15 protein-coding genes, 1 pseudogene and 1 riboswitch are annotated in these 15,303 nt (G+C 68.6%); of the genes and pseudogenes, 8 read left to right on the plus strand and 8 right to left on the minus strand.

The annotated features are described in order from the left end of the window. Positions 1 to 112, plus strand: a pseudogene (locus ACO2Q1_RS16340) (IS5/IS1182 family transposase); the annotation flags it as partial. Positions 113 to 147: 35 nt separating this feature from the next. Here the strand turns inward: ACO2Q1_RS16340 and thiC are convergent. Beyond that, positions 148 to 2,085 (minus strand): phosphomethylpyrimidine synthase ThiC, encoded by a 1,938-nt coding sequence (thiC, locus tag ACO2Q1_RS16345; protein ID WP_423330605.1) that lies wholly within the window; start codon positions 2,083 to 2,085, stop codon positions 148 to 150. A 268-nt stretch (positions 2,086 to 2,353) separates the two neighbouring features. Continuing rightward, positions 2,354 to 2,462: riboswitch (TPP riboswitch) on the minus strand. A gap of 56 nt (positions 2,463 to 2,518) precedes the next feature. Between thiC and ACO2Q1_RS16350 the strand changes: the two genes are divergently transcribed. From ACO2Q1_RS16350 to ACO2Q1_RS16365, 4 genes are all read left to right on the plus strand, one after another. Beyond that, positions 2,519 to 2,971: a GNAT family N-acetyltransferase gene (locus ACO2Q1_RS16350; RefSeq protein ID WP_423330548.1), complete on the plus strand. Its 453-nt coding sequence runs from the start codon at positions 2,519 to 2,521 to the stop codon at positions 2,969 to 2,971. Positions 2,972 to 3,037: 66 nt separating this feature from the next. Then, on the plus strand, positions 3,038 to 4,048 hold the full coding sequence (locus tag ACO2Q1_RS16355) for a D-cysteine desulfhydrase (protein ID WP_423330549.1): 1,011 nt from the start codon (positions 3,038 to 3,040) through the stop codon (positions 4,046 to 4,048). A gap of 81 nt (positions 4,049 to 4,129) precedes the next feature. Then, positions 4,130 to 4,285 carry a DUF3253 domain-containing protein gene (locus ACO2Q1_RS16360; protein WP_423330550.1) on the plus strand — a complete coding sequence of 52 codons (156 nt, stop codon included), beginning with the start codon at positions 4,130 to 4,132 and terminating at the stop codon, positions 4,283 to 4,285. A gap of 100 nt (positions 4,286 to 4,385) precedes the next feature. After that, complete coding sequence (locus tag ACO2Q1_RS16365; protein ID WP_423330551.1) at positions 4,386 to 4,790, plus strand: hypothetical protein; 405 nt, start codon at positions 4,386 to 4,388, stop codon at positions 4,788 to 4,790. 189 nt (positions 4,791 to 4,979) lie between these two features. Here ACO2Q1_RS16365 and ACO2Q1_RS16370 read toward each other — a convergent pair whose 3' ends face one another. Further along, positions 4,980 to 5,714 carry an SDR family NAD(P)-dependent oxidoreductase gene (locus tag ACO2Q1_RS16370; protein ID WP_423330552.1) on the minus strand — a complete coding sequence of 245 codons (735 nt, stop codon included), beginning with the start codon at positions 5,712 to 5,714 and terminating at the stop codon, positions 4,980 to 4,982. Positions 5,715 to 5,798: 84 nt separating this feature from the next. Between ACO2Q1_RS16370 and ACO2Q1_RS16375 the strand changes: the two genes are divergently transcribed. From ACO2Q1_RS16375 to ACO2Q1_RS16385, 3 genes are read left to right on the plus strand one after another with little or no spacing between them, the layout of a single operon-like run. Next, on the plus strand, positions 5,799 to 6,203 hold the full coding sequence (locus tag ACO2Q1_RS16375) for a winged helix-turn-helix transcriptional regulator (protein ID WP_423330553.1): 405 nt from the start codon (positions 5,799 to 5,801) through the stop codon (positions 6,201 to 6,203). 28 nt (positions 6,204 to 6,231) lie between these two features. After that, positions 6,232 to 6,891 carry an aspartate/glutamate racemase family protein gene (locus ACO2Q1_RS16380; RefSeq protein WP_423330554.1) on the plus strand — a complete coding sequence of 220 codons (660 nt, stop codon included), beginning with the start codon at positions 6,232 to 6,234 and terminating at the stop codon, positions 6,889 to 6,891. Further along, complete coding sequence (locus ACO2Q1_RS16385) at positions 6,888 to 7,454, plus strand: hypothetical protein (protein ID WP_423330555.1); 567 nt, start codon at positions 6,888 to 6,890, stop codon at positions 7,452 to 7,454. The genes ACO2Q1_RS16380 and ACO2Q1_RS16385 overlap by 4 nt, the downstream gene beginning before the upstream one ends. A gap of 59 nt (positions 7,455 to 7,513) precedes the next feature. On the opposite strand, the gene ftsH is transcribed toward ACO2Q1_RS16385, so the two are convergent. The 6 genes from ftsH to tolB form a co-directional block, all read right to left on the minus strand. Continuing rightward, entirely contained in the window at positions 7,514 to 9,544 is a 2,031-nt protein-coding gene (gene ftsH / locus ACO2Q1_RS16390; RefSeq protein WP_423330556.1) for an ATP-dependent zinc metalloprotease FtsH, read from the minus strand. Beyond that, entirely contained in the window at positions 9,541 to 10,884 is a 1,344-nt protein-coding gene (gene tilS, locus ACO2Q1_RS16395) for a tRNA lysidine(34) synthetase TilS (RefSeq protein ID WP_423330557.1), read from the minus strand. The genes ftsH and tilS overlap by 4 nt, the downstream gene beginning before the upstream one ends. Positions 10,885 to 10,919: 35 nt before the next feature. Further along, entirely contained in the window at positions 10,920 to 11,786 is an 867-nt protein-coding gene (locus ACO2Q1_RS16400; protein ID WP_423330558.1) for a tol-pal system protein, read from the minus strand. A gap of 54 nt (positions 11,787 to 11,840) precedes the next feature. Continuing rightward, the gene (locus tag ACO2Q1_RS16405; protein ID WP_423330559.1) at positions 11,841 to 12,953 is read right to left on the minus strand and encodes a DUF3667 domain-containing protein; all 1,113 of its coding nucleotides are present in this window, start codon (positions 12,951 to 12,953) and stop codon (positions 11,841 to 11,843) included. A gap of 125 nt (positions 12,954 to 13,078) precedes the next feature. Beyond that, the gene (gene pal / locus ACO2Q1_RS16410; protein WP_423330560.1) at positions 13,079 to 13,630 is read right to left on the minus strand and encodes a peptidoglycan-associated lipoprotein Pal; all 552 of its coding nucleotides are present in this window, start codon (positions 13,628 to 13,630) and stop codon (positions 13,079 to 13,081) included. 175 nt (positions 13,631 to 13,805) lie between these two features. Beyond that, entirely contained in the window at positions 13,806 to 15,185 is a 1,380-nt protein-coding gene (gene tolB / locus ACO2Q1_RS16415; RefSeq protein ID WP_423330561.1) for a Tol-Pal system beta propeller repeat protein TolB, read from the minus strand. Between the last annotated feature and the right edge of the window lie 118 nt (positions 15,186 to 15,303).

A 15,303-nucleotide genomic window follows, 5' to 3' on the forward strand; every position in this document is an offset into this window, starting at 1 on the left:
CATGTTCGGCAGGCTGAAGGACTGGCGGCGCGTCGCCACGCGCTATGATCGCTGCCCGACCGTCTTCCTCTCCGCCATAGCCCTCGCCGCAACCATCCTGTTCTGGCTATGAGTCCTGACCCTAAGCGGTGGTCCAAGCGACCACCCTCACACCTTCACCTCCACCACCCCGCCGCCGGCCCGGAACTTCGCCGACATCTCGGCCATGCCGGCCTCGGCGGCAGCCAGCGAACCGCCCGCGTCGTTCTGGGCCTTGGCCGCGTCGCGGATGTCCTGGCTGATCTTCATGGAGCAGAATTTCGGGCCGCACATGGAGCAGAAGTGGGCGGTCTTGTGGGCCTCCTTGGGCAGGGTCTCGTCGTGGTATTTGCGGGCCGTCTCGGGGTCGAGGCCGAGGTTGAACTGGTCCTCCCAGCGGAACTCGAAGCGGGCGCGGGACAGGGCGTCGTCGTGGAGGCGCGCCGCAGGGTGGCCCTTGGCCAGGTCGGCGGCGTGGGCGGCGATCTTGTAGGTGATGACGCCGTCCTTGACGTCCTGACGGTCGGGCAGGCCCAGGTGCTCTTTCGGCGTGACGTAGCAGAGCATGGCCGTGCCGAACCAGCCGATCATGGCCGCGCCGATGGCGCTGGTGATGTGGTCGTAGCCCGGCGCGATGTCGGTCGTCAGCGGCCCCAGCGTATAGAAGGGCGCCTCGTGGCAGTGCTTCAGCTGCTCATCCATATTGGCCTTGATCTTGTGCATCGGCACGTGGCCGGGGCCCTCGATCATGACCTGGCAGCCTTTGGCCCAGGCGATCTTGGTCAGTTCGCCCAGGGTGCGCAGCTCGGCGAACTGCGCCTCGTCATTGGCGTCGGCGATGGAGCCGGGGCGCAGGCCGTCGCCGAGGCTGAACGACACATCATAGGCCCGCATGATGTCGCAGATGTCCTCGAAGTGTTCGTAGAGGAAGCTCTCCTTGTGGTGGGCCAGGCACCACTTGGCCATGATGGAGCCGCCTCTGCTGACGATGCCGGTCACGCGTTTGGCCGTCATCGGCACGAAGGGCAGGCGGACGCCCGCGTGGATGGTGAAATAGTCGACGCCCTGTTCGGCCTGTTCGATCAGGGTGTCGCGGAACACCTCCCACGTCAGGTCCTCAGCGATCCCGTTCACCTTCTCCAGCGCCTGGTAGATGGGGACGGTGCCGATGGGGACGCTGGAGTTGCGGATGATCCAGTCGCGGATGTTGTGGATGTTGCGGCCCGTCGACAGGTCCATGACGTTGTCGGCGCCCCAGCGGGTGGCCCAGACCAGTTTGTCGACCTCGTCGTCCACCGAGCTTAGGACAGCACTGTTTCCGATATTCGCATTGATCTTCACCAGGAAGTTGCGGCCGATGATCATCGGCTCGACCTCGGGGTGGTTGATGTTGTGCGGGATGATGGCGCGGCCGCGGGCGATCTCGTCGCGAACGAATTCGGGGGTGACGTAGTCGGGGATGCTGGCGCCGAAGGATTCGCCGTCTCTCAGTGACGAGTGGCGCGTGGCGAGTGCCGAGGAGTCGGGGGACATCGCCTTGATCGTCGTGCCGTCATGCAGGGTGATGGTGGCGTCGTCCTCGCTCGCCACTCGCCACTCGCCACTCGCCACTTGCGTCCGGCGCAGGTTCTCGCGGATGGCGACATATTCCATCTCGGGCGTGATGACGCCCGCCCGGGCGTATTCGTACTGGGTGACGGGGCGGCCCTCGACGCCCTTGAAGACGCGGTGACGGCTGGTGTCGAAGCGGGGGGCGAGATGTTTGCCCGACGCGTGGCCGTTGTCCTCGGGCTTGACCTCGCGAGGGTTGGCGACGGGGGCGATGTCGCCGCGATCCAGCTGCCAGCTGGTCTTCACGTGGGGCAGGCCCTTGGTGATGTCGATGGTGACGGTCGGGTCGGTGTAGGGGCCGGACGAGTCATAGATGGTCACCGGCGGCTCATTGGCCGAAGGGTGGACGGCGACCTCGCGGAAGGGGACGCGGATGTCGGGGTAGAGTTCGCCGGAGACATAGACCTTCTTCGACCCGGCGCGTTCGCCGGTCGGGATGGCGCCGGTTTCGGCCATGACCTGTTCACGCGCCTCTTTCAGCGACAGATCGACATTGGGTTCGTGGCTATCGCTCGCGACGCGGTCGCTCGCTGTTTGAGCCACATCAGAATTCTGCGGGGTGACGTGGATGTTCATGGCGGCCTCTGGTGTTGAGGGCGCCGACTCCGGGCTTAGATCGCTCCTCTCACCGTGCCTCCCGGCGAAGGCCGGGAACCAGGATCGGCTCCCGACCGATGAGGCCAGAGCCCGTGATCTGGACCCCGGCCTGCGCCGGGGTGCACGGATGGAAAAGACATTCCCATCCCTTCGCCGGCATGACCCGGATCAGGTTCGGCCGGTCAGAGGATCACCTCTATCTCAGCCGCTTGAGCGCGACCCCCGGGAGAACGGCGCGACCGTAGTCCGTTTCGGGGGTAGGTCAAGCGAGGGCGGCGTGGCAGGAAGGGGGATGATCCTGTCCCGCACCTATCGGCCGGAGGACATGGCCGGATGCCTGGCCCTGTTCGACAGCAACACGCCGCGCTTCTTCGACGCCGGCGAGCGCGACGGCTTCGTCGGCTTTCTGAACGATCAGGCGCTGCGCTGGCCCTATCAGGTGCTTGAGCGCGACGGACGCATCGTCGGCTGCGGCGGCCATGCGGTAGAACCGGACGGCGTCAGCGTGGCCCTGTGCTGGGGGATGGTGGACCAGAGCCTGCACGGCCAGGGTCTGGGGCGGGTGCTGACCGAGGCGCGGATCGCGGCGGCGCGGGCGACCCCGGGGATCCGCCGCGTCATCCTGAACACCAGCCAGCATACGCAGGGCTTCTATGCGCGCTTCGGCTTCGAGGCGGAGACCGTGACGCCCGACGGCTTCGCCCCCGGCATCGATCGCTGGGACATGGTGTTGCGCCTGGAGTGACGGAAGATCGGGTCGGCCCGAAGGGGCCGGACCTTGGCCCATTGTTGTTGAACCGGAGACCTCTTCATGCACCTCGCCCGTTTCCCCCGCGTCCGCCTCGCCCATCTGCCGACGCCGCTGGAGCCGGCGCTCCGGCTGTCGGAGGCGCTGGGGTTGGAAATCTGGATCAAGCGGGACGACTGCACCGGGCTGGCCGGCGGGGGCAACAAGACGAGGAAGCTGGAGTTCCTGCTGGGCGACGCCATGGAACAGGGCACCGACACCCTGGTGACCCAGGGGGCGGTGCAGTCCAACCATGTGCGCCAGACGGCGGCGGCCGCGGCGGCCCACGGGCTGAAGTGCGAGATCATCCTGGAGGAACGGACCGGATCGACGGCGATCGACTACACCCGCAACGGCAATGTGCTGCTGGACCGGCTGTTCGGGGCGACGCTGCGTTCCGTGCCCGGAGGATCGGACATGCCGGCCGAGCTGGAGAAGACGGCGGACGAGGTTCGGGCGCGCGGTGGGCGGCCCTATGTCATCCCCGGCGGCGGCTCGAACGCGATCGGAGCCCTGGGCTATGTCGACTGCGCCCGCGAGATTGTGGTCCAGGCCGATGAGCTGGACATGCAGATCGACCGCATCGTGACGGCGACGGGCAGCGCCGGAACCCATGCGGGCCTGGTCGCCGGTCTGGCGGTCATGGGCGCCGACATTCCGGTGCTGGGGATCGGGGTGCGGGCGCCGAAAGACAAGCAGGAGGCCAACGTCCTGAAGCTGGCGCGCGAGACCGCCGCCCTGCTGGGGCGGCCGGATGCGGTGACGGACGCCATGGTGGTGGCCGACTGCGACTATGTCGGCGCGGGCTACGGCCTGATCGACGAGGCGGTGATCGAGGCGCTGAAACTGGCGGCGCGGACCGACGGGATCCTGCTGGACCCCGTCTATACCGGTAAGGCGATGAAGGGTCTGATCGCCCTGGCGAAGTCGGGCCGGTTCGAGAACGAGACGATCGTCTTCCTGCACACCGGCGGGGCGCAGGGGTTGTTCGGCTATCAGGGCGAACTGGAGGCGATGTTCGACGCGGGCGGATGAAGGCGCGCGAGACGACCCTCGCCCTGCTTGCCGCGCGGGCGGAAGGGGGCGAGCGTCTGCCCCAGCGAGGTGGCGCGCGCCTTGAGCCCCACGGGGAGCGACTGGCGCGCGGTCATGCCCGAGGTGCATGCCGAGGTGGACGCGATGGCGGCGGAGGGTCTGGTGCGGTTGAGCTGGAAGGGCCGGATGCTGCCGTCGCGCGCCGGGCCTTACCGTATCCGTATGGGTGCGGAGTAGAGAGCGAGCCTTCTGACACTCAGTGTCCGGTGTGTGCACTCGACTTCATGTCCGCTCCCGACCCGTTGCGGACGTTGAAGCATCGATGCCAGATAATCGAATGGAAACGACGCCATCCAGCCGGATCATCGATCAGCGTGTCCGAAACCGGATCATGGAGGAACTGCTCGGATTAGCAGAAGGTGACGAAAACATTCGCCAGATCGGAGCCGGAGAATACTTCGAAGCTTTTTACGATTGGGTTCCGCATCGCGGCGACGGCATGAGACCTAACAGCGCGCTGACGCCGGATGAAGCTGCGTTGATCCTTAAGGTAAGCATCGCTTTGGATGAGGCTTGCGACGCAACGCCGAGAATGGTGTCGGCTGACGAACTCATCGCTACTGGTTGGCCCGAAAGGATCCGGCCCCTCGCGCAGGCCGCACTGGGCCAGATGTTGAAGCGAGGTAGGTTCAGTGAAGACGCTGAAGAGGACGAGCCGTCTTCAGCTATTCCTTGGCCGTAAGGCTACGTCCGCTTCCCACCCATGTCCGACATTGCGAAGGTCTGGTCACGGGCAGGGGTGCGCGATGTCCCGTTGCGGCGCTGAGGCCGACGAAGGTTTGCGCCCTGCTCGGAACCCCTGCCCGGAATGGACGTCGACGATCCATTCCGGGCAGGTGGGCCCCGGTTCGAGAACCGGAGCCCAGCGTCTTCAGACCTGGGCCAGGCCGCCGTCGACGAAGACCTCGCCGCCGGTCATGAAGCTGGAGTCCGACGAGGCCAGGAAGGCGGCGACGGCGCCGGTTTCGGATGGGTCGCCCATACGGCCGAGCACCGTCGAGGCGCCGATGGCGGCGAGGCCCTGTTCGCCCAGGACCTCGGCCGCCAGTTCGGTCGTGGTCGGTCCGGGCGACAGGACGTTGACGCGGATGCCGGTCCCCCTCAGGTCCAGCGCCCAGCTGCGGGCCAGGTTGCGGACGGCGGCCTTGGTCGCGCTGTAGATGCTGAAGGCCGGGGTGCCCATGACGCCGGTGCTGGACCCGGTCAGGATGATCGAGCCGCCCGCCGACATCAGGGGCAGCGCCTTCTGCACCGTGAAGACCGTGCCCTTCACATTGACGTCGAAGGTCTGGTCATAGTGTTCGGGCGTGATCTCGCCGAGCGGGGCGAAGGCCCCGGTCCCTGCGTTGGCGAACAGGATGTCCAGCCCCCCGCGTTCGGCCTTTACGGTCGCATAGAGGCGGTCGAGGTCGGCCGGGTCGGTGATCGATCCCGCGACGGCCCGGGCGTTGTCGCCCAGTTCAGCCACGGCGGCGTCCAGTTGCGCCTGCCGACGGCCGAAGAGATAGACGAACGCCCCCTCCTCGATGAAGCGTCTGGCGGCGCCCAGGCCGATGCCGGTTCCGCCGCCGGTGATGACGGCCGTCTTGCCGGTTAGTCTGCTCATGATGTGCTCCTCTCATTGAGTTGCACGGAGCTGGCGAGGCGCCTACCTTTCGGCAAGTATGCACCTTTTGGTAAGTGCCTGAAAATGTCAGACGCCCCGATCGACACCCAGACCTGCACCCCGACCTTGCCCGGCTTCACCTGTGGCCTCGATGCGACGCTGCGGGTCGTGGCGGGCAAGTGGAAGCCCCTGATCCTCTACTTCCTCGCCCAGGATGGGCCGACCCGCTATGGCGAGCTGCGTCGTGCGATCCGCGATGTCAGCGACAAGATGCTGATCCAGCAGCTGAAGGAGCTGGAGGGCGACGGACTGGTGAAGCGGACGGACTACAGGGAAATCCCGCCGCGCGTGGACTACAGCCTGAGCCCGCTGGGGATCAGCCTGGCCCAGGCTCTCGTGCCGCTGTGCACCTGGGGGACGGAGAATATGGAAGAGGTCACGCGGGTGTTCGCACGCCGCGAGGCCTCACACGGCAAGCGCGTCGCCTGAGGCGGCGAGGGCTCACGAGGAGGCGTCGATGAAGGTTCTGGGTGTTCTGGGCGGGATGGGGCCGGCGGCGACGACGGACTTTCTGATGAAGCTGCAGGCGGCGACGCCCGCCTCGCGCGATGCGGATCACGTCCGGGTGCTGATGGACCTGAACCCGCGCGTGCCGGACCGGATGGCCGAGCCGGAGGCGGCGACGGCGGAGCTGGGGCGGATGGCCGAGCGGCTGAAGGCCATGGGCGCCGAGGTTCTGGCCATGCCGTGCAACACCGCCCATGCGACGGCCGACGGCATCCGGGCGGCGGGCCTGCCGTTCGTGGACATGATCGCCGAGACGACCAGGGTCGCGATCGGCAGCGGGGCGCGGACCGTCGGGGTTCTGGCGACGCCCGGCGGGGAAGCGCTGTATCGTGCGGCGCTGGAAGAGGCCGGGGCGGCCGTGGTCCTGCCCGAGGGCGAGGGCCGTCCGACGCTGCTGGCGCTGATCCAGGGGGTGAAGGCGGGGGATGTCGGCCCGGAGGCGCGGGCGGCCATGGCGGCGCTGGCGGCCGAACTGGTCGGACGCGGGGCCGAGGCGGTGATCGCCGGATGCACGGAGGTTCCGTTACTGCTGTCGGCCGAGGATGTGACCGTGGCGTTCGCGGATTCGGCCGAGGTGCTGGCGCGGGCCTGTGTGGAGGCATGCCGGTGAGCGGCGACATCGGCGGCTATGTCCGCGGCGACGAGAAACTGTTGTGGAAGGGCCGGCCGCAGCAGGGGATCCGACTCTACGTCCAGGACGCCTTCATGCTGCCGTTCGGCCTGCTGTGGGGCGGCGGGGTTCTCGCCGTCTTCGGGGCGGGATGGCGCGAGTTCAGCGCCGCGCCGTTTCCGTTCAGCCTGTTCCCCCTGATCTTTCTGGTGGTCGCCGTCTACATCACCGTCGGCCGGCTGGCGCATGACGCCTGGATCCGGTCGCGGATCGAATACGCGGTGACCGATCGCCGGGTGATCATCCTGAGGCGGGGCGGCGATCTGACGGCGCTGGAGATCGGCCGGATCAGCCAGATCCGGTTCCGGCCGCGCGGCGACCGCGCCGACATCATCTTCGGCCCGGCGCCCAGCATGTTCAGCCTGTTCGGCTCCCGGTCGTTCCGCGCCAGCTTCGCCCTGTGGGTCCCCGCCCTGTCGGACACGCCTCAGTTCATCGGCGTCGAGAACGGACGCCGCCTGTTCGACCAGATCGAGGACGTGCGTGCAAAGGCGCGCGGCTGACGACGAAAGGGCCCCGCCGTTTCCGGCGAGGCCCTGACAGGGATTCAGCGGCGGCCGTCTCAGTGGACGGTGGGCTGGGTGTCCACGCCGTCCGACACCGGGGTGATCGGCACCGAGACCGAGGGGCCGGCGTTGGGGAAGCTGTTGTCGTCCCGGTTCGGAACGGCGCCCTTCTCCAGCAGGTCGCGGATCTCCTCGCCGGACAGGGTCTCCCATTCCAGCAGGGCCTGGGACAGTTTCTCATGGTCCTCGGCCTTTTCGGTCAGGATCCGGCGCGCCTCGTCCCAGCCCGAGGTGACCAGGCGTTTGACCTCCGCGTCGATGATGCGGGCGGTCTCTTCCGAGACGTTCTGGCTGCGGGCGACGGAGTGGCCGAGGAAGACCTCTTCCTGGTTCTCGCCATAGGCCACGGTGCCCAGCACGTCGGAGAAGCCCCAACGGGTGACCATGGCGCGGGCCAGTTTGGTGGCCTGTTCGATGTCGGAGGAGGCGCCCGACGTGATGTTGTCCTTGCCGAAGATCAGCTCCTCGGCCACCCGGCCGCCGGCCAGGATGGCGATGCGATCGACCATCTGCTGGTACTTCATCGAATAGCGGTCGCCTTCCGGCAGCTGCATCACCATGCCCAGGGCGCGGCCGCGCGGGACGATGGTGGCCTTGTGCACCGGATCGGCCATCTTGACGTTGATGGCGACGATAGCGTGGCCGGCCTCGTGATAGGCGGTCAGGCGCTTTTCTTCCTCGTTCATGGCCATGGAGCGACGCTCCGAGCCCATCATCACCTTGTCCTTGGCGTCCTCGAAGTCGCGATGGGTGACCATCTTGCGATCCTTGCGCGCCGCCATCAGGGCCGCCTCATTGACCAGATTGGCCAGATCGGCGCCCGAGAAGCCGGGCGTCCCGCGCGCGATGGTCTTGGTGTTGACGTCGGGCGCCAGGGGCACGTCCTTCATGTGGACGCGCAGGATTTGCTCGCGGCCCGAGACGTCAGGGTTGGGCACCACGACCTGACGGTCGAAGCGGCCCGGACGCAGCAGGGCCGGGTCCAGAACGTCGGGACGGTTGGTGGCGGCGATCAGGATGATGTTCTCGGACGCCTCGAAGCCGTCCATCTCGACCAGCAACTGGTTCAGGGTCTGCTCGCGCTCGTCGTTGCCGCCGCCCAGACCGGCGCCGCGATGGCGGCCGACGGCGTCGATCTCGTCGATGAAGATGATGCAGGGGGCGTTCTTCTTGGCCTGTTCGAACATGTCGCGCACGCGGCTGGCGCCGACGCCGACGAACATTTCGACGAAGTCCGAACCGGAGATGGAGAAGAAGGGCACGCCCGCCTCCCCCGCCACGGCGCGGGCCAGCAGGGTCTTGCCGGTGCCGGGAGGGCCGACCAGCAGGGCGCCCTTGGGGATCTTGCCGCCCAGGCGCTGGAACTTGCCCGGATCCTTGAGGAAGTCGACGACCTCCTGGAGCTCGTCCTTGGCCTCGTCCACGCCGGCGACGTCCGAGAACATCTTGCGGCCCTTGTGCTCGGTCAGCAGCTTGGCCTTGGACTTGCCGAAGCCCATGGCCCCGCGCGCCCCGCCCTGCATCTGGCGCATGAAGAAGATCCAGATGGCCACGATCACCAGGATCGGCAGGATCAGGCCCAGCAGGGAGACGAAGATCGACTGGCGGGTGGTCTTGATCTCGACCGCCGCGCCGGACTGGCGGATGGCCTCGACGATGCCCTCGTTCGGCAGGGTGGTGATGGCCCAGAAGCGCGTGCCGTCCTTGCGCACGCCCTCGATCCGGTCGCCGTGGACCAGGACCTGGCGGATGGTCTTGCCGTCGATGGCGGCGATCAGCTGGGAATAGCTCATCTCCTCGCGACGACCCTGGGCGGCCTTGGCGGCGGCCTTTTCGCCCGAGGCGGGCGCTGCGGCGGGCTGACCGGCGGCGGGCGCGGCCCCGTCTGCGGCGGGGGCGGCGGCGGGCGCGACGGCCTTGGGCGCCAGGTTCGGCAGGGTCAGGCCTCCGCTCTGGCTGGACACGGCGTAGAAGCCGGCCAGGCCCAGAACGACGAGCGCCGCGATGGCGAGGGTACGCAGGTTCATATCGGTTTCCGGTCCTCGGGCGCGCGATCATGCGGCGCCGATGTCTCATTCGCGTTTGAAAATAGGTCAGTCGTCGGCGTTTCGCCATGCACGGGATCGAACAGGGCGCCTTCCTGCGTCGTTTCGCCGTCTGAAAGCGGTGGCTGCACCCGAAATCCCCTGGCCGTGAGCGCCAGCAACGCCCGTCGCGGCGCCAGGAAGCGCGCCGCCCCGGCCGCACCTGCAAGAACCGGCGCATCCGCCTCGTCCCGGATCAGGACGGCCGCCGCGCCCCGCGCCCACGACGGCAGCGCCGACAGCGCCAGACGATCGGCGCGCGACAGACGGTTCAGCCGACCGGCCGCCGGGACGACACGCCATCCCGGCGTCTCCGCCGTCAGTTCGACCCGTCCGTCCCAGACGACGGCGCGGCCGGGGGGCAGAACCAGCGGGGCTTCGGTCCGGCCGCCGCGCCGCCGCTCGCCCGGCTCGCGTGCGATCAGGACCCGGTCGCCTTCGGTCTGCACCCGCGCCCCGGCCAGGACGGCGGAGACCCCCTCCCCGGCCCTGAGCCGCTGGACCAGCCGGGCCAGACGGTCGCCGCGCGGCGGGGTCACGCCGCCCGACGCCGACAGCAGCAGGATCGCCAGGGCGGCGGCCGGAACCGCCCGATCCGTCACGAAACCCGCACCGAACGGAAGGGGCGACAGGGACACGGTGCGCGCCTCCGTGGCCGGTTCCGACGGCGTGACCGGCGCCTCCGACGCCAGAGCCCGACGGGCCCGCGCGCGGTGATGGCGCGGGTCGTCGTTGGCCGGATCCTCGATCCAGCCGCCGCCGCGCGCGGTCAGGAAGGCTCTGAGGGTGTCGCGGCCTTCCTCCAGCAGCGGCCGCAACAGCATCAGGCCGCGCCCCTCTGGCCAGGCGGGCGACGGGGACCAGTCGCGCAACCGTCCCAGATTGGCGCCCTCGGCCCGCATGCGGTCGCTTTCCCGAATGTCGTCCAGAGTATGGGCGAACAGGATGACGTGCGCGCCCGCTTCACGCGCCGCCTCGGCGATCAGGGCGTGGCGGGCGGCGCGGGCGGCGGCGGGCAGGCCGGTCGTCGGTTTGTCCCCGGTCCAGACCGGACCGACCCAGTCGGCGCCGACGGCGCGGGCCATGTCCGCGCAGCGGCGCGTCCAGGCGGCGCTGTCGGCATTGAGGCCATGATCGACGGTTACGGCCAGCAGCCGACGGCCCCGCGCCTCGGCCCAGTCGGCGGCGAGGTGCAGCAGGGCCAGGGAATCGCCGCCGCCGGAAAGGGCCAGGGCTACGGGCGCCGAGGCCGGGCCGCTCAGCCGGGCGTCGAGCCGCGCCACGACGCGCGTGACCAGCCCCTCAGGGCCGTCCGGGATCAGGAGCAGCGGGCCTCGGTCCCCGTGCGTGTGGCGATCGACTTGAGCTGGGCCGAGGCCGAGGCGGCGTAGCGGCGGTTGAACTCCGCCAGCGCCGCGCAGGCTTGAGAATTCCGCCGGGTGGCGACCAGCGACCGGGCCAGCTTGATCGTCGTTTCTCCGGCCCAGGGCGCCGTGGGCCAGTCGCGGAGCGCCGCCGCATAGGCCTGAACCGCGCCCGGATGATCGTCGCCCGAACGGCGGGCGTCGCCCAGCCGCCAGCTTGCCTCCCGGCCCTGAGGGTCGGCCGGCCAGGTGGCCGCGACCTGTTCCAGCGCCTCGATCCCGGCCGCGCGATCGGTGGCGACCAGGGCGACTGCGGCGGCCAGGGCCGCGTCAGGATCGGCGCGGGCGGCGGCCTCGGCCTCGGCCTGGGCGCGGGCGGCGGCGGCGGCCTGGGCGGCGGCGGCGTCTTCCAGAGCCTTGATGCGGGTTTCGGCGCGGCCGAGGGCGGCGCGCAGGGTCTGGGCGTCCCGGGCGCGCTCGTCCAACTGGAAGGTCAGCCGCTCATTGTCGGCGTTCATCCGCTGGAACGTCTGTTCGATGTCGCCGAGGCGGCGGTCCATGGTCGAGACCTGGGCCTGAAGCTGGACGACCTCGGGATCGGGCTCGACCAGAACGGGCTGACCGACCGAGTTGCGCTGGGTCAGGGCGCGTTCGAGGCGGCGCACATTGCGGTCAAGGGTGTCGAGGCGGCGCACGTCCCATTCGACGGCCGGCAGGGGCTGGGTCTGGGACACCACCACCCCGGCGGCCAGGCTGAGGCCGACGCCGGCCAGCAGGGCGACGCGGGTGCGGTTTCCGATCTTGGACGACTTCATCTTCATGACGTTACAGGTTCCACCGATTTGGGGCCGCCGCAAGGCGATCCTGAAGCGGTCTCAGTGGCCGAGCCCCAGATAGACGATGGCGACGATGAACAGCGCCACCACGATGTTGCAGAAGGTCAGCAGGAAGGTCGTGCGCCACAGGGTGGAAAAGATCCCCAGGCTGTAGGCGCCCTTCAGCTGGGCGAAGACGTGGACCGGGATCGCCAGGGAGGCGACGGCCAGCACGAGGCCGCCGAAGCTGGAATTCACGGTGAAGGCGAGGACGATGACCATCAGCAGTATGGCCATGAAGGTCAGGGAATAGAGAACGAAGACCCCGTGGTCGTAGAGGGTGAACCTTCGCTTCCACAGGAACAGCAGGGCCACGAACGGGATCGAAAGGGGCACCAGCAGGAAGGCGAACTTGTACATCGTCTGCTGCAGTTTATAGACGGCCAGGTCCGGGTTCTTCAGCTTCTTCAGCACGGTCATGGTCATGCCGGTGGCCTTGTCCCCCTCGGTCGGCTGGAGGTTCATGTCGGCCAGGGCGGCCTGCCAGCTGCCCGACACCAGCCCGTCCTTGCGGCCCTCGACCGCCTCCTTCTCCATCTTGGCCAGGCGGTCCTTCTGCACCAGCACGGCGCCTTCCGCGGCGGCCAGCATGCCCGAGGCGACCCCGCTGGCGCCGGGCGCATCGCCCGCATTCTCCAGCTCGGCGCGGGCCTCCGTCACCGCCTTTTCCGATTCCGCGAGGGCCAGGCGCTGGCCGGCGATCCGTTCCGACAGCGGCTCGATGCGCGCCTCCGGCTGAGGCATGAAGCTGAGCGCGAAGAACATCACGAACAGGGTGAACAGGAACATCGCCAGGGGCGAGACATAGCGAGTGCGCTTGCCCTCGACCCATTCGCGGGTCAGCCGGCCGGGATTGAACGCCAGCAGGGGCAGGGTGCGCCAGATGCGGGCGTCGAAATGCATGACGCCGTGCAGCAGCTCCTCGCCCAGGTGCAGCAGGGTGCGGTGCACATGGGTCGGCTGACCGCAGTTGGCGCAGAAGTTCCCGCTCGTCTCGGCGCCGCAGTCGGAACAGGTTCCGACGTGGTCCTCGCCGGCGTGTCCTGTCGGCTTTTCGACGGCGGCCGCGACCAGACCGCCGGTCACCGCTCCGCCCGCCCCTTCGATATCCATACGCAGAACTCCCCCGAGAGGCCGGGAAACTGCCGCGCCCGGCGTCCGGCGGCAAGGCTCGCACATGCAAAAGGCGCCGGACCTTTCGATCCGACGCCCTTCACGTTTCGTCTACCGCAGGGGGCTCAGTAGGCGCCCGACACGATCGCCGTATGGCCGTTGCGGTTGCGGGCCCAGGAGTCCTCGTTCGACCCGGCGGCGATCGGACGTTCCTTGCCGTAGCTGATGGTGTCGATCCGGCTGGCCGGGACGCCGCGGTTGATCAGATAGGTGCGGATCGATTCCGCGCGGCGGGCGCCCAGGGCGAGGTTGTATTCGCGGGTGCCGCGCTCATCGGCGTTGCCCTCGATGCGGACCATGATCTGCGGATAGCGTTGCAGCCACTGGGCCTGGGCGTCGAGGCGGGCATAGGCCTCGGGGTTCACCTGATAGCTGTCGAGGTCGAAATAGACGCGGTCGCCGACGTTGACGACGAAGTCCTGTTCCGAGCCGGGGCGCACGGCGCCGGCGGGACCGCCGGTGACGGGGCCGGTCGACGGACCCGGATAGACCGGTCCGGTCGGGGCGGTCGGCGTGTTCGGCACGGCCGGCTCCACGGGGGGCTTCTTGGTGCAGGCGGCGATCGAGGCGGTCATCAGGCCCGCGACGGCCAGTCGGATCAGGGTGTCGGTCTTCATCAAGGTCGTCTCCTGTCGGTTCCCCTCGCCGTTCGCGGCGGCGTTCGGCGTCTGAAGCTTAGCCTTTACGGCGTCGGGTGGCGAAATGGTGGCGCTATGCCCGGCGATAACGCACTCTTGAGCGGTTAGGCTCCGTGTGAGACCGGATTCGCGTATCGGGCGTATCCGGAAATGGTCAGGCCGGGCAGCTGTCCGGCCCCTGGCCCAGGCCGAGATTGGTCGGGGGCGCGTCCAGCAGCGGCGACCAGGCGGGGTCGGACCCGCGTCCCTGATAGGCCGACTGGGCGATGACCCTGCCGGACAGGTCCACCATCCACAGATTGGTGGAGCCGCCCCGCGTCTGGCGCGCGAACATAAGATAGCGGCCGTTGGGCGCCCAGGAGGGACCTTCCTCGAAATAGCTGGACGACAGGGCCCGCTCGCCCGAGCCGTCGGGATTCATCACCCCGATGGTGAACCGCCCGCCCTGGGACTTGGTGAAGGCGATCATGTCGCCGCGCGGCGACCAGGCCGGGGCCGTATAGCTGCCGCCGCCGCGCGAGATGGGTCGCTGGCCCGAGCCGTCGGCGTTCATCACATACAGGCGCGGAGAGCCCGAGCGGTCCGAGTTGAACACGATCTGGCGGCCGTCCGGGCTGAAGGAGGGCGAAGTGTCGATGCCCGGATCGGACGTCAGGCGCGACAGCTGGCGAGTGCGCAGGTTCATCACATAGACGTCGGCGTTGCCGCCCCGGATGATGGAGAAGGCCACCCTAGATCCGTCGGCGGAGTATCGCGGCGCCAACGCCTGGCCGTCGAACTGACCCAGGCTTTCGCGCCGGCCGGTCGACAGGTTGTAGAGATAGATGCGGCTGTAATCGCGACCGAGGGCCATATAGACGATCTCGTCCGGGTTGGACGAGAAGCGCGGCGTCAGGATCGTCTCCTGGCCGTCGGTCAGGAACACCGGATTGAAGCCGTCCTGATCGACGATGGCCAGGCGGCTGAGCTTGTTCAGCTCGGTGCCGCTTTCGGCGACATACAGGATGCGGGTGTCGAAGAAGCCGCTTTCGCCGGTCATCCGCTGATAGACGACGTCGGCGATCTTGTGCGCGATCCGGCGCCACTGTTCGGCCGTGGCCGTGAACTGATAGCTGACCAGTTGGCACTGGCGATAGGGATCATACAGGCGGAAGCCCACGTCGTTGCGGCCGTCCGGGCGCGGCGTCACCGCGCCGTAGAGCACCGCCTGGGCGCCGATGCGGGTCCACATCGGATAGTTGGGCGCATTGGCCAGGTTCAGCCCGGTCTCGAGGAAGCTGCCCGGATTGATCGCCTCGAAATAGCCGGAGCGGGTCAGGTCGCTGGTCAGGACGCCCGAGATCTGGGCGCCGTTCGGTCCGCTGAACGGGGCGATGGCGATCTGGAAGGGACGAAGCACGCCTTCATCGACGACGACGTCCTGCACCGGCTGGGCCTGGCCGGGCTGGATCTGCGGCGTCGGCTGGGCCTGGGCCGCCGAAGACACGGCGGTCGCCACGGCGGCGACGCCGGCCAGAAGAAGGTTCAGACGCATCACGGCTCCCTCGAAATTCTCATGGCCCGGCTCAGCTTAGCCCAGCCGCATCCCCGATCGCCAGCTTGCGGCTGATTGGGGCGACATTGCGGAAACGCCCAAGCCTGAAAAGCGATCA

Source organism: Brevundimonas sp. VNH65, from assembly GCF_049445955.1.
GTDB lineage: Bacteria > Pseudomonadota > Alphaproteobacteria > Caulobacterales > Caulobacteraceae > Brevundimonas.